Origin of the sequence: Streptomyces sp. NPDC059696 (assembly GCF_042733745.1) — a bacterium.
Taxonomy (GTDB): Bacteria; Actinomycetota; Actinomycetes; order Streptomycetales; family Streptomycetaceae; genus Streptomyces.
Genome location: NZ_JBHWFG010000044.1, coordinates 12,571 through 25,616 on the forward strand (window position 1 = coordinate 12,571; position 13,046 = coordinate 25,616).

The following is a 13,046-nucleotide window of genomic DNA, read 5'->3' on the forward strand; positions in this document are numbered from 1 at the left end:
ACCCCCGGGCGGTCGGGGCTCACACCGGCCGGGTCCGGCCCTCCCAGTACGGCTCCCGCAGCCGTCGCTTGTACAGCTTGCCGTTCGGGTCGCGGGGCATCTCGGTGATGAAGTCGACGCTCCTGGGCCGCTTGTACCCGGCGAGCCGGTGGGCGCAGTGGTCGAGGAGGTCGGCCGCGAGGACGGGCCCGGGCCGGTGCCCGGGGGCCGGTTCCACGACCGCCTTGACCTCTTCGCCCCAGTCGTCGTGCGGGATGCCGAAGACGGCGGCGTCCGCGACGGCCGGGTGGGCGAGCAGGGCCGACTCGATCTCGGCCGGGTAGATGTTGACGCCGCCGGAGATGATGAGGTCGATCTTGCGGTCGCGCAGGAAGAGGTAGCCGTCCTCGTCGAGGTGTCCGAGGTCGCCGACGGTGAAGAAGTCACCGATGCGGTTGTTGCGGGTCTTGGCCTCGTCCTTGTGGTAGGAGAAGCCGCCGGTGTTCATCTTCATGTAGACGGTGCCCAGTTCACCCGGCGGCAGCCGGTTGCCGTCGTCGTCGAAGACCGCGAGCTCGCTGATGGGCCAGGCCTTGCCGACGGTGCCGGGCTTCTTCAGCCAGTCCTCGGCGGTGGCGAAGGCGCCGCCGCCCTCGCTGGCCGCGTAGTACTCCTCCACGCAGGGGCCCCACCAGTCGAGCATGGCCCGCTTCACATGGTCGGGGCAGGGCGCGGCCCCGTGGATGGCGTGCCGCATGGAGGAGACGTCGTAGCGGTCCTTCACCTCGTCCGGCAGCGCCAGCAGGCGGTGGAACTGGGTCGGGACCATATGGGTGTGGGTGCAGTGGTGGGCGTCGATGAGCCGGAGCATCTCCTGGGGCGTCCACCTGTCCATGAGGACCAGCCGGTGGCCGATGTGCAGGGACGCGCCGGCGAACTGCAGGACGGCCGTGTGGTAGAGCGGTGAGCCCACCAGGTGCACGTTGTCGTCGAACGGCCGGATGCCGAAGATGCCGAGGAAGCCGCCGAGGTGGGCCTCCTCCGGTGGTGTGCCGGGCAGCGGGCGGCGGATGCCGCGGGGGCGGCCGGTGGTGCCCGAGGTGTAGTTCATGACCCAGCCGAGCGTGCGGTCGGCGGGCGCCGACCCGGGCTGTTCGTCGAGGAGTTCGGCAAGCGGGCGGAAGCCCTCGGCCGTGCCGACGGCGTACCGGTGGGTGCCCGGCAGGCCGGCCTCGTCGGCGGCGGCGCGGGCAGCGTCGGCGAAGCGCTCGTGAGCGAGGAGGACCTTGGCGCCGGAGTCGGAGACGATCCAGGCGATCTCCGGCCCGACCAGGTGGTGGTTGACGGGGACGAGGTAGAACCCGGCCTGGCTGGCGGCGAGGTAGGCGGTGAGGAACTCGACGCCGTTGGGCAGGACCACGGCGAAGGTGTCGCCCCGCCGCAGTCCGGCCGCGCGCAGGCCGTGCACGAGCCGGTTGGCGGCGGCGTGCAGGCGTCCGGCGGTCCACTCCTCGCCGTCGGGTGCGACGAGCACCCTGCGGCCGGGGTCCTGCGCGGCCTGGGCCCAGAAGCCCACGGGGGGTGTGCTCATGACGGTCCGCTCCTTCCGGCGACGCGGTTGACGCGCTCCACGGCCTCCTCGAAGCCGCGGGTGAGGTCGTCGAAGACGGCCTGGACGCTGCGTTCGCTGTTCATCCGGCCGACGATCTGGCCGACCGGGGTGCCGAGCAGCGGGGTGATCTCGTACTTCTGGATGCGCGAGACGGCCTCGGCGACCAGCAGCCCTTGCAGGGGCATGGGCAGGGTGCCGGGCCCGGCGGGATCGTCCCAGGCGTCGGTCCACTCGGTGCGCAACTGCCGGGCGGGCTTGCCGGTCAGCGCCCGGGAGCGCACGGTGTCCCCGGAGCCGGCCGCGAGGAGTTTGCGGGTCAGCGCGGGAGAGCCGAGGTCCGCTTCGGTGGTGGTCAGCCACAAGGAGCCCAGCCACACGCCTTGGGCGCCGAGGGCGAGCGCGGCGGCCACCTGCCGGCCGCTGCCGATTCCCCCGGCGGCCAGGACGGGCAGGGGGGCCACGGCGTCGACGACTTCGGGGGTGAGCACCATGGAGGCGATCTCTCCGGTGTGGCCGCCCGCCTCGTAGCCCTGCGCCACGACGACGTCGATCCCGGCGTCCCGGTGCTTCTCGGCGTGCCGGGCACTGCCCGCGAGGGCGGCGACCAGGACGCCCCGGTCGTGGGCGCGGGCGACGACGTCGGCGGGCGGGGAACCGAGGGCGTTGGCGAGGAGCCGGATCGGATAGTCGAAGGCGACGTCGAGCTGGCTGCGGGCGACCTGCTCCATCCAGCCGGTGATCCGCCAGCCGGACGCCTCGCCCTCGGCGAGCTCGGGCACGCCGTGCCGGGCGAGGGTGTCGCGGACGAACTGCCGGTGCCCTTCGGGGATCATCGCCTCGACATCGGCTTCCGTCACGCCGTCGACCTTCTTCGCCGGCATCACGACGTCCACGCCGTACGGCCGGCCGTCGGCGTGTGCCTCGATCCAGTCCAGGTCGCGCTTGAGTTCGTCGGGGGCGGTGTAGCGGACCGCGCCGAGCACGCCGAAGCCGCCCGCCCGGCTGATGGCCGCGGCGACGGCGGGGAACGGCGTGAAGCCGAAGACGGCGTGCTCGATTCCCAGGGTCTGGCTCAGCTCCGTCTGCATGGGCGCAGGATGCCGGAGTCCTCCGGAGGACGGAAGGGGTTTTCTGATGCTCCGTCAGATTCAGGGCACGGTGGGTTCACGCGTGCGGTCTATGGGCGGAGGCCGGCGGCGGACATACTGCAGGGGACAGGCGAGTCGGCAGAGGCGAAGGGGTACGCGGTGACCGGCGAAGCGGCGAGCGACGAACCGACCCGGCGTCAACTGGGCAGAATGGGACTGGCCCTGGGTGGCGCGCTCGCACTCGCCCCGTTGCCGGCCGGGCCCGCCGCGGCGGCCCCGGCGGCGACCGGCCGCCGCCCCACCCTGCGGCACGGCTCCGCCGCACGCGCCGGACTGCTCCCCTCCCACCTGCGCCGGCTCGTCACCGACGCGGAGGCGTTCCTCGCCCCCTCCCCCCAGCACCCCTGGTACGCGGGCGCCGTCCTGCTCGCCGGCCGCGGCGGCACCGTCGCGCTGCACCGGCCCATCGGCATGGCGGTGCGCTACCGGGCCTACGACGAGAAGACCGACACGGGCGTCGAGTTCCCGCCGGGCGAGCAGATCCCGATGGCCGAGGACACGGTGTTCGACCTGGCGTCGGTGTCGAAGCTGTTCACCTCGATCCTCGCCGTGCAGCAGATCGAGCGGGGCGCGCTGGAGCTGGAGGCGAAGGTCGCCTCGTACCTGCCGGACTTCGCCCGCGCGGGCAAGCAGGACATCACGATCCGTCAGCTCCTCACGCACACCTCGGGGTTCCGCGCGTGGATCCCGCTGTACAGCGCACCCACCCACGAGGAGAAGCTCCAGCTCATCTGGGACGAGAAGCCGGTCGGCGCGCCCGGCACGGCGTACCTGTACTCGGACCTGAACCTCATCTCGCTGCAACTCGTGCTGGAACGGATCACGGGCCGCGCCCTGGACACCCTGCTGCGCGACGAGATCACCGGGCCGCTCGGCCTGCGCCGCACCCGCTACAACCCACCCGCTTCCTGGCGGCCGAAGATCGCGGCCACGGAGGACGCCCGCGCACCGTGGTCCGGACTCGACCGCGGCCTGGTGTGGGGCGAGGTGCACGACGAGAACGCCTTCAGCCTGGGCGGGGTCGCCGGCCACGCGGGCGTCTTCTCCGACGCGTGGGACCTCGCCGTCCTCGGCCGCACGCTGCTCAACGGCGGTACGTACGGACGGGCCCGGATCCTTGAACCGGAGTCGGTGGAGCTGATGTTCACCGACTTCAACACCGCCTTTCCCGGGGACGAGCACGGCCTCGGCTTCGAGCTCTACCAGCACTGGTACATGGGCGCGATGGCCACGCCGCGCACGGCCGGGCACACCGGTTTCACGGGGACGTCGCTGGTACTCGACCCGACGACCGACTCCTTCCTGATCGTCCTCGGCAACTCGGTGCACCCGGTGCGCAGTTGGCGTTCCGGGTCGGCGCCCAGGGTGGCCGCGGCGAACAACATGGCGCGGGCCGTGCCGGTCCGCCCCGCGCGGGGCCGCACGGCCTGGTTCGCCGGCACGGCCCTCTCCACGACGGCGACGCTCACGCTCCCCGCGCTCGACACGTCCGCCGGCCGGGCGCGGCTGCGCTGCGCGCTGTGGTGGGACACCGAGCCGACGGCCGACCTGCTGGCCCTGGAGGCCTCGGCCGACGGCGGCACGAGCTGGCAGCCCGTGCCGTTCACGACGTACCGCCGCGGCCAGGACCCCGAGCGGCACCCGTCGGGCTCGGTCACCGGTTTCTCCGGCCGCGTCTGGCACGGGCTCACCGCCGGCCTCCCGGCCGCACGGGAACCCGCCCTGCGCTGGCGGTACGCGACGGACCGGCTCTACGTCGGGCGCGGCTGCTACGTGGACGGTCTGCGGGTGGAGAGCGGCGGGGACGTCCTGTTCGACGAGCGGCACCCGTCGGACGCGGCGCGCCTGCGGGCGGCGGGGTGGACGCGCGAGGCGGACTGACCGCTCACCCCCCCGGTGTTCTCCAGTACGGCCATGGCCGCGTTGTGCCCCGGCACGCCGCTCACCCCGCCCCCGCGCACCGCACCCGCCCCGCACAGCAGGACGTTGCCGTGCCCGGTCTCGACGCCCCAGCGGCCGGTGCCCTCCTGGGCGTGGGGCCAGCTCAGCTCACGGTGGAAGATGTTGCCGCCGGGCAGGCCGAGGTCCCGCTCCAGGTCCAGCGGCGTCCGGGCCTCGATACAGGGGCGGCCGTCGGCGTCGGTGGCCAGGCAGTCGGCCAGGGGCTCGGCCAGGTGGGCGTCGAGCTGGGCGAGGGTGGACTTCAGGAGTTCCTCGCGCACGGCGTCGTTGTCCCGCTCGAAGAGGCGGGCCGGGGTGTGCAGTCCGAAGAGGGTGAGCGTCTGGTAGCCCCGCTCGGCCAGGCCGGGGCCGAGGATGGTCGGGTCGGTGAGGGAATGGCAGTAGATCTCGGAGGGCGGCGCGGTGGGCAGGTGTCCGGCGGCGGCCTGGGCGTGGGCGTGGGCCAGTTGCTCGTAGCCCTCGGCGATGTGGAACGTGCCGGCGAAGGCCTCGCGCGGGTCGACGGCGCTGTCACGCAGCCGCGGCAGCCGTTCGAGCAGCATGTTGACCTTCAGCTGGGCGCCCTCGGCGGGCGCCGGAGGCCGGTCGCCGGTCAGGTCCGCCAGGGCCTGCGGTGAGGCGTTGACCAGGACGTGCCGGGCGGCGACGGTGGCTTCGCCGTCCGCCGTGCGGTAGGTGACCTCGGCGGTTCGGCCGTCCGTGGCGACCCGCGTGGCCTCGTGACCGGTGGCCAGGACCGCGCCCGCCGCGCGTGCCGCGTCCGCGAGGGCGTCGGTGAGGGCCCCCATGCCGCCGACCGGCACGTCCCAGTCGCCGGTGCCGCCGCCGATCACGTGGTAGAGGAAGCAGCGGTTCTGCTTCAGGGAGGGGTCGTGGGCGTCGGCGAAGGTGCCGATGAGGGCGTCGGTGAGGACGACGCCGCGCACCAGGTCGTCCTCGAAGTACTCCTCCACGGCGGCACCGATCGGCTCCTCGAACAGCATCCGCCAGGTCTCCTCGTCGTCGAGGCGGCGGCGCAGCTCCTCGCGCGCGGGCAGCGGCTCCGTGAGGGTCGGGAAGATCCGCTCGGCGGCGCGGCCGGTCCTGCCGTAGAACTCCTGCCAGGACCGGTACGCGCGATCGGAGCCGGTGAGCCGGGCGAACGCCTCGCGGGTGCGCCGTTCCCCGCCGCCGACGAGGAGTCCGGTGGCGCGGCCGTCGCGTTCGACGGGGGTGTAGGAGGAGACGGTGCGGGTGCGGACCCGGAAGTCCAGTCCGAGGTCCCGGACGATCTTCTTCGGCAGCAGGCTGACCAGGTACGAGTAGCGGGACAGCCGGGCGTCGACCCCGGCGAAGGGCCGGGTGGACACCGCCGCGCCGCCCGTGTGGTCGAGCCGCTCCAGGACCAGCACGGAGCGGCCCGCCCGGGCCAGGTACGCGGCGGCGACCAGGCCGTTGTGACCACCGCCGACGATGACGGCGTCGTACGTCCGGCTGGCGCGGGGTCCCTCGGGTGCGGTCATGGTTCTTCGTAACACGGGGTGATCCGGATCGGCCAGACGGCGCCCGCCCCTTCCGGCGGGGTCAGCGCCCGGCCGCGGCCCGCTGCTCCCGCAGGGCCGCGACTCTCCGGTACAGGGCCATGGCCTCGGCGCCGCGGCCGAGCTGTTCGAGGCAGTGGGCTTCGTCGTTGCGCCCGGCGAGGGTGTCGGGGTGGTCGGGGCCGAGGACGCGTTCGCGGGCGGTGGCCACGTGCCGGTACTCGGTGAGCGCGTCGGGCCAGCGGCCCAGCCAGCCCAGGCCGACGGCGACCTCGCGGCGGCTGACGAGGGTGTCGGGGTGGTCGGGGCCGAGGACCTGCTCGCGGAGCGCGGCCACCTCGCGGGACTCGGCGAGGGCCTCCTCCCAGCGGCCGAGCCGGCCGAGGTTGACGCAGCGGCCGTGGCGGGCGCGCAGCGTCTCCGGGTGACCGGCCCCCTGGCTGCGGGTGCGGTCCGCGACCAGGTCCGTGTAGAGGTCGAGGGCTTCCGCGCCACGGCCGAGGCGGCCCAGGCTGATGCCGGTCTCGTGCCGGGCGGCGAGCGTGTCGGGGTGGTCCGGGCCGAGGGCGCGGCCACGGGCCTCGGCGACGTCACGGTAGATCTCCAGGGCCTCGGGCCAACGGCCGAGCCGGCCGAGGGTGTAGGCGACCTCGTACCGGGTGACGAGCGTGTCGGGGTGGTCCGGGCCGAGCACACGGGCACGGGCGGCGGCCACTTCGCGGGCCGTCCGGTACGAGTCCTCCAGACGGCCGAGACGGGTGAGGTTGAAGGCGAGGTTGTGACGGCAGCGCAGGGTGTCGGGGTGGTCGGGACCCATGAGGTGCTCGCGGGCGGTGAGCACCGACGTGTAGACGCGGTGGGCGTCGAAGGGCCGGCCCAACTGGCCGAGCACGTACGCCATCTCCTGCCGGGCGGCGAGGGTGTCGGGGTGATCGGCGCCGAGGGTGCGGATCCTGGCTCCGGTGACGTGCTTGTACTCGCGCAGGGCGTCCGCGGCGCGGCCGGTGCGGCTGAGGGTGAAGGCGACCTCGTAACGGCTGGCGAGGGTGTCGGGGTGGTCGGGGCCGAGGAGGTGCTCGCGTTCGGCCGCGACGGCCCGGTGCACCTCGCCCGCCTCCGTCCAGCGGCCGAGCCGGCCGAGACTCAGGCCCGCGTTGTGCCGGCCGGCCAGGGCGGTCAGGACTTCGGTGGGCGGGGCGGGCCGCTGTGCGGGGGCGGGCTGCTCGACGACGGGGCCGGCGACGGGCCGGGCGATCCACTCGCCGGACAGTCCCGCCGCGGGGTCCGGCGGCGCGGTGCGCAGTGCCGTGCCGGTCGCCTTGCGGCCGGTGGTCATGCCGCGCGTCCAGGACGGCAGCCGGGCGGCGCCGGCGGCCCCGCCCGGTGCCGGGCGGGCCGCCACGGCGGACGCGTACACCGGAGCGGCCCGGTGGGCGCTGATCCGCCGGGCCAGCTCCCGGGCGTCATCGGGGCGTTGCCCGGGTTCCTTGGCGAGCAGGTCGAGGATGATCTGCTCCAGGTACTCCGGCAGATCGCCGCGGTGCTCGCGCGGCGGGCGGGGCGGGGTGTCACGGTGGCCGACGAGGATCGCCCAGGCGTCGCCGAGGTCGAACGGCGGTACCCCGGTGGCGATCTCGTACAGCACGCAGCCGAACGAGTACAGGTCGCTGCGCTGGTCGACCTCGGTGCCGCCGATCTGCTCCGGGGACATGTAGTGCGGGGTGCCCATGGCGATGCCGGTGCCGGTCAGCCGGGAGGTGAAGCCGATGTCGTGGCCGAGCCGGGCTATGCCGAAGTCGCAGATCTTCACGGTGCCGTCGCCGAGCCGCACGATGTTGGCGGGCTTCAGGTCCCGGTGCACGATGCCCTGCTCGTGGCAGTAGGCGAGGGCGGCCGCGACCTGTTCGGCGATCTCCTCGACGTCCGCGACCGGCAGCGGGTGCTGCTTGTTGTCCTCCAGGAGCTGGCTGAGGTTGCGGCCGTCCAGCAGCTCCATCACGAGGTGGAGGACGCCGTCGGACTCGCCGAAGTCGTGCACGACGGTGATGCCCCGGTGCTGCAGCGCGGCGGCCACCCGGGCCTCGCGGCGGAACCGCTCCCGCAGCACCCGGGTGAAGGCGTGGTCGTGGTTCGGGCCCAGCGGTTTCAGGCACTTGACGGCGACGTGCCGGCCCAGGGACTCGTCCCGCGCCCGCCACACCTCGCCCATGCCGCCGCGCCCGATCAGATCGAGCAGCCGGTACCGGCCCTGGATGAGCCTGCTGTCCCCCATGTCGCGCGACGCTCCCCCCGGTAGCTGTCCGCCCGCCCCTCGGCCCACCCAGTATGGCGGCCTGTCGTCCGAGTTTGTACGGTGCCGGGCGCGCGCCGGGGCCGAGACTCGCCATGGCCCGCAGGATGTGTTTGGGCGGGAGTTGCCAGCGCACACGTGCGGGAATGCGGCGCAGCAGGAGGCCTGCGAGGCGCAGTCGGCGGGTGACGGTGGCGGGTGCGGGAGCGGGTCTGCCGTACAACTCGTGGGCGTACGGCGGCAGGGAGGCGTACGCCAAGTGCGCCACGCGCCGCCACAGCACCTCGCGTGCCGGTACGAGGAGGGGGTGCGTCGGCGGGCGGAGGAGGAAGTCGTCCACGTCGCGTGCCTCGGGTCCCGCGGCCAGGTCGGGGCGCACCTTCTCGAAGTACGCGGCCATCTCGGCCCGGTCGCCGGGAACGGCGTCGGGGTCGAGGCCCACCAGGCGTGCGCTCTGCCGGTGTTCGGCGATGTACCGGTCGGCCTCGGCGTCGGTGAGCCGGAACCCGGAGCGGCGTGCGACGTGCAGGTAGGAGTCGATCTCGGCGCAGTGCACCCACAGCAGCAGGGCGGGTTCGTCGAGGGCGTAGCGCTCGCCGGTGTCCGGGTCGGTCGCGCTCAGCGCGCGGTGGATCCTGCGCACGCGGGCACCGGCGCGTTCGGCCGCCTCGGTGGTGCCGTACGTCGTCGTTCCGACGAAGCTCGCGGTGCGCATCAGCCGGCCCCAGGCGTCGCGCCGGACGTCGGAGTTCTGCAGGACGCCCCGTACGGCGCGGGGGTGCAGGGCCTGGAGGTGGAGTGCCCGGACGCCGGCGATCCACATCATGGGGTCGCTGTGGAGCTGCCAGGTCACCGATTCCGGACCGAACAGTCCGGGGTCCGCGCCGCTCACACGCCTCACCTCCGCCCGGCGCACACGATGGCACAGCTCGAACAGCGGGTCGAGAGGCTCCGAGCCGGCGCCTTGGGCGGTGCTGCGCCCCCTTAGCCGAGCGGCGCGTCCTCCCTCACGCGGGCGGCTCCCGCGAGGCTCCGTGCGGCACGACGGCCACCGGGCAAGCGGCATGGTGCAGCAGCGTGTGGGCCACCGTGCCCAGCTGGAGCCCGACGTGCCCCTGCCGGCGCCGTGCTCCGACGACGACCAGGTCGGCCGCGGCCGAGCGGTGCACGAGCACCTTCCGGGCCGGGCCCTCGAGCACGGTGCGGTGCACCCGGACCGCCGGATGCTCGGCCGTGGCGGCGCCGAGCAGCTCCTCCAGCTCCGCGCGGGCCCGCTCCTCGTGCTCCCGGCCGGACGCGCCCGATGACGTGTGCGCGGCGCGGCGCCAGGTCCGGACGACATCCAGGACACCGCCTCGGGCCTGCGCCTCACGGAAGGCGAAACGCACGGCCTCCCCGCTGGTGGACGGGCCGCCGGCGCCGAGGAGGACCCGCTGGTGGGTGCCGGCCAGGCCGGCCTTGTCCCCGCGGACCACCACGACCGGGCAGTGGGCGCGCGCCGCGACGGCCAGACCCACGGAACCGAGCAGCAGTCCCTTCAGTTCGCCGCGGCCGCGCGAGCCGGTGACCAGCGCGGTGGCGTGGTCGCCCGCGCGCAGGAGGGCGTCCGTCGCGTCGGCGAGGAGGACATCGGTGGACACCTTCACGCGGGGGTCGCGCCGCACGGCGCGTTCGGCGGCGGAGGCGACGATGTGGTCGGCCCTCACCTGCCCGGCGGGGCGGTCCAGGCCGGCCGACGGGGTGCGGCCCTCGTACCGTTCCCACAGCGAGCCGTGGACCAGCCGCAGAGGGAGCCCGTGGCGGGCCGCTTCGTCCACCGCCCAGTCGACCGCCGGCAGACAACCGTCGGATCCGTCGACCCCCACCACCAGGGGACGTTCCCTCGTCATCGTGCCCACCGCCTCGTTCACGGCATCGTGGGGATCCGCCCTCACCGTCGCAGCCGCGGCAGCCGGAAGCGAGGGGCGGTCGGGCCCCCCGCCGGGGCCGTTCGGCCCGTGGTGCGCCGCGGGGGCGAGGCCCAGGCTGGAGTCGGCAGACCACGGGCTTGAAGGGAGCCGAGCGATGACCTCCACCACCCACCTGGCCGCGGGCCTGACGGCCGGACACCGCGAGCGGCTGATGCGCGTGGCCCGCGAGGTGTCCTTCGACACGGGCACACGCCTCTTCGACGAAGGGATGCGTGCCGACCGGTTCTGGATCGTGCGCACCGGGACGGTCGCGCTCGATCTGCACATCCCGGGCCGGAAAGCGGCCGTGGTCGAGACCCTGGGACACGGCGAGCTGGTCGGCTGGTCCTGGCACTTCGCGCCGTACGTGTGGCATCTGGGCGCGGAAGCGGTGACTCCGGTGCGTGCGCACGAGTTCGACGCGGAGGCCGTACGGGCGATGTGCCTGCGGGATCCCGAGTTCGGCCGTGCGATCGCGGACTGGGTCGGCCGGGTCGTCGCCCACCGGCTGCAGGCGACGCGGGTCCGGCTGCTCGACCTGTACGGCCCCTACGGCAGCGGCAGCGGGCTGTGAGCGGCCGGGGCGCGCGCGTTCAGGTCACGCTGATCCTGCGTCCGGTGACGGCGACGGGCTCGATCCGCAGCCACAGGTCGCGCCGGCCTCCCGCCCAGGGTGTGCTGTACGCCTGCTCGGCGAGACGGGCGGTCTCGTCCGGGTCCATCACGGTCGTCGCGGGACCTCGCACCAGGACGCTCCAGCCCTCGCTGAACGCCTCGTCGATGCGGTCGACCTCGAAGGCGACCCGTTGGCCGTCCGCCTGGGCCGGGGCCGTTCCGGGCTCCGTGCGGAAGACGATCCCGCCGTCGACCACGCTGTAGTTGAGCGGTACGACGAGCGGCCCGGAGTCCGCGGGCACGGCGAGGCGTCCCACCCCGTGGGTGGAGAGCAGGGAACGGCACTCCGCTTCGGTGAGCTCACGGAACCGTGGGGTGCGGGCGGCCCGGCCGAGGCCCGGGGGCAGTTCCGTGTCGCCACCGGTCAGGTGCCACACCGTGGTCTTCAGTGCCCCGGCCAGCCGGAGGAGGGTGCCCGCGCCAGGGTCGGCCGGCGGTCGCTCCTCCAGGTACTGCAGGTAGGCCGGTGACATGCCCGCCCGGGCGGCCGCCTCCTGCCGGCTGAGGCCGAGTTCGGTGCGCCGCTGGGTGATCCGCCGCCCGAGGTCGCCCTTCGGGCTGCCTTCCGCGGCGTGCGACGAGGCTCGTTCGGTCATGGCGCGTCACCTCTCTCGATCGTCGGGCCGCCCGGTCGGGGACGACGTCCTGATGCGGCTCCTCGCCCGGCAGGTCACCGGCCGGGGCGAGGGGCCGGTGGCCGGGGCCGTGGGCCGGTGGCCGGGGCCGTGGGCCGGTGGCCGGGGCCGTGGGCCGGTGGCCGGGGCCGTGGGCCGGTGGCCGGGCGATGTGCCGGTGGCCGGGGCCGTGTGCCGGTGGCCGGGCGATGTGCCGGTGTGCACAGCAGTTCCAGCTTCGCGCGGATCGGCGGGACGCGCTTGGGCCGGTCGGCCCCGGCCGCCGGCCCGCCGGGGTCCTGAGGGGCGTACGGCCGGGGCCGCGCACCCCGCGTGTCCTTGCGTCCCACGACCAGGGCCGATCGGCCCTACCGCGCGCCCCGCCCGGCGGGCTTTGCTCGGACCATGCACGACGACCCCGGCAGGTCCGGACCGCCGCCACAGGAGCGCACCACGCGCGTCCTGACCCTGGCCGGCGAACTCGACCTGCTCACGGCCCCGGCGCTGCGGGCCGGCCTCGACAGGGCGACCGCCGGTCCCTGTCCCGACCTGGTGCTGGACCTGCGTCCGGTGTCGTTCATCGACTGCGTGGGGCTCGGCGTCCTGTGCCGGGCGCGGAACCGCGTGCGGGCCCGGCACGGCCGGCTGCGGCTGGTCGCCGACGGCACCTTCCTTCCGCGCCTCCTCCGGCACACCGGGCTGGCCGGGGTCTTCGAGGTGCTTCCGGGCATGCCGGAGGGCGTGGCCGGGGCCCCGGCCACGCCCTCCGGCAGTGTGGCCACCGACGGGGTCACACGGGTCGCGCGAGAGCCGTCTCGTGTCCGATCGACGCCGCCCACGCCTTGATCTGCTCGATGTCGCGGAAGTCCCCGCCCTTTCCGTTGCGGAGGATCATCCGGGCGACCCAGCCCTTGGCACCTTCGCGCAGGCAGCCGCCGAAGGTGACGTGCTCGCGCACGTCGAGCCGGTTCATGGCCCGCTTCACCCACGGCACGGGCGGAATGTCCCGCTCGGAGGCCGAGGGGTCGAGCGGGCCGCTGCTGAAGAACCACAGCGGGCGCTCGGCCAGGGCCGCGCGGTGGCGGCGGACGAAGCGGCGGGCGTCCTTGTGCCAGTGGCCGGCGTACAGACCGCCACCGACCACGACGGCGTCGTACTCCGTCACACTCGGCACGGCACCGGCGGGGAGCGCCTCGGCGGCCAGCCCCTCCTCGCGCAGCACCCTCGCGATCGTCTCGGCGATCTCCCCGGTCGATCCGTTCGTCGTTCCGTAGGCGACGAGCACGTTCGTCGGCAT

At 74.5% G+C, this 13,046-nt stretch carries 10 protein-coding genes and 1 pseudogene; 3 read left to right on the forward strand and 8 right to left on the reverse strand.

Annotated features, from left to right (window positions below):
- Window positions 1-19: 19 nt before the first annotated feature.
- Window positions 20-1,570: an acyl-CoA synthetase gene (locus ACFV20_RS32780; protein WP_385663565.1), complete on the reverse strand. Its 1,551-nt coding sequence runs from the start codon at window positions 1,568-1,570 to the stop codon at window positions 20-22.
- On the reverse strand, window positions 1,567-2,679 hold the full coding sequence (locus ACFV20_RS32785; RefSeq protein ID WP_385663568.1) for a nitronate monooxygenase: 1,113 nt from the start codon (window positions 2,677-2,679) through the stop codon (window positions 1,567-1,569). The genes ACFV20_RS32780 and ACFV20_RS32785 overlap by 4 nt, the downstream gene beginning before the upstream one ends.
- 210 nt (window positions 2,680-2,889) lie before the next feature.
- Between ACFV20_RS32785 and ACFV20_RS32790 the strand changes: the two genes are divergently transcribed.
- Window positions 2,890-4,620: a serine hydrolase gene (locus ACFV20_RS32790; protein ID WP_385663643.1), complete on the forward strand. Its 1,731-nt coding sequence runs from the start codon at window positions 2,890-2,892 to the stop codon at window positions 4,618-4,620.
- On the opposite strand, the gene ACFV20_RS32795 is transcribed toward ACFV20_RS32790, so the two are convergent.
- The 4 genes and pseudogenes from ACFV20_RS32795 to ACFV20_RS32810 all read right to left on the reverse strand — a co-directional run bounded on the left by ACFV20_RS32795 (window position 4,509) and on the right by ACFV20_RS32810 (window position 10,400).
- Window positions 4,509-6,203: a phytoene desaturase family protein gene (locus tag ACFV20_RS32795; RefSeq protein ID WP_385663571.1), complete on the reverse strand. Its 1,695-nt coding sequence runs from the start codon at window positions 6,201-6,203 to the stop codon at window positions 4,509-4,511. The genes ACFV20_RS32790 and ACFV20_RS32795 overlap by 112 nt on opposite strands.
- Window positions 6,204-6,264: 61 nt before the next feature.
- Window positions 6,265-8,493, reverse strand: coding sequence for a tetratricopeptide repeat protein (locus tag ACFV20_RS32800; RefSeq protein ID WP_385663574.1), 2,229 nt, complete (start codon window positions 8,491-8,493; stop codon window positions 6,265-6,267).
- 64 nt (window positions 8,494-8,557) lie between these two features.
- Window positions 8,558-9,337: pseudogene (locus tag ACFV20_RS32805) on the reverse strand (oxygenase MpaB family protein); the annotation flags it as partial.
- Window positions 9,338-9,518: 181 nt separating this feature from the next.
- Window positions 9,519-10,400 (reverse strand): universal stress protein, encoded by an 882-nt coding sequence (locus ACFV20_RS32810; protein WP_385663576.1) that lies wholly within the window; start codon window positions 10,398-10,400, stop codon window positions 9,519-9,521.
- Window positions 10,401-10,575: 175 nt separating this feature from the next.
- Between ACFV20_RS32810 and ACFV20_RS32815 the strand changes: the two genes are divergently transcribed.
- Window positions 10,576-11,034, forward strand: a complete 459-nt coding sequence (locus tag ACFV20_RS32815) for a Crp/Fnr family transcriptional regulator (RefSeq protein WP_385663578.1) — start codon at window positions 10,576-10,578, stop codon at window positions 11,032-11,034.
- Between the two features lie 19 nt (window positions 11,035-11,053).
- Here the strand turns inward: ACFV20_RS32815 and ACFV20_RS32820 are convergent, their stop codons facing one another.
- Window positions 11,054-11,731, reverse strand: coding sequence for a helix-turn-helix domain-containing protein (locus ACFV20_RS32820; RefSeq protein WP_385663581.1), 678 nt, complete (start codon window positions 11,729-11,731; stop codon window positions 11,054-11,056).
- A gap of 423 nt (window positions 11,732-12,154) precedes the next feature.
- On the opposite strand from ACFV20_RS32820, the gene ACFV20_RS32825 reads away from it, so the two are divergent.
- Window positions 12,155-12,595, forward strand: coding sequence for an STAS domain-containing protein (locus tag ACFV20_RS32825; RefSeq protein WP_385663584.1), 441 nt, complete (start codon window positions 12,155-12,157; stop codon window positions 12,593-12,595).
- On the opposite strand, the gene ACFV20_RS32830 is transcribed toward ACFV20_RS32825, so the two are convergent.
- A complete protein-coding gene (locus ACFV20_RS32830) occupies window positions 12,540-13,046 on the reverse strand; it encodes a flavodoxin domain-containing protein (protein ID WP_385663587.1) in 507 nt (168 codons plus the stop codon). The genes ACFV20_RS32825 and ACFV20_RS32830 overlap by 56 nt on opposite strands.

What these genes read in the sequence shown, in the direction of transcription:
- ACFV20_RS32780 (WP_385663565.1), bottom strand. Translation starts at nt 1,570, where the DNA reads ATGAGCACACCCCCCGTGGGCTTCTGGGCCCAGGCCGCGCAGGACCCC.
- ACFV20_RS32785 (WP_385663568.1), bottom strand. Translation starts at nt 2,679, where the DNA reads ATGCAGACGGAGCTGAGCCAGACCCTGGGAATCGAGCACGCCGTCTTC.
- ACFV20_RS32790 (WP_385663643.1), top strand. Translation starts at nt 2,890, where the DNA reads ATGGGACTGGCCCTGGGTGGCGCGCTCGCACTCGCCCCGTTGCCGGCC.
- ACFV20_RS32795 (WP_385663571.1), bottom strand. Translation starts at nt 6,203, where the DNA reads ATGACCGCACCCGAGGGACCCCGCGCCAGCCGGACGTACGACGCCGTC.
- ACFV20_RS32800 (WP_385663574.1), bottom strand. Translation starts at nt 8,493, where the DNA reads ATGGGGGACAGCAGGCTCATCCAGGGCCGGTACCGGCTGCTCGATCTG.
- ACFV20_RS32810 (WP_385663576.1), bottom strand. Translation starts at nt 10,400, where the DNA reads ATGACGAGGGAACGTCCCCTGGTGGTGGGGGTCGACGGATCCGACGGT.
- ACFV20_RS32815 (WP_385663578.1), top strand. Translation starts at nt 10,576, where the DNA reads ATGACCTCCACCACCCACCTGGCCGCGGGCCTGACGGCCGGACACCGC.
- ACFV20_RS32820 (WP_385663581.1), bottom strand. Translation starts at nt 11,731, where the DNA reads ATGACCGAACGAGCCTCGTCGCACGCCGCGGAAGGCAGCCCGAAGGGC.
- ACFV20_RS32825 (WP_385663584.1), top strand. Translation starts at nt 12,155, where the DNA reads ATGCACGACGACCCCGGCAGGTCCGGACCGCCGCCACAGGAGCGCACC.
- ACFV20_RS32830 (WP_385663587.1), bottom strand. Translation starts at nt 13,046, where the DNA reads ATGCCGACGAACGTGCTCGTCGCCTACGGAACGACGAACGGATCGACC.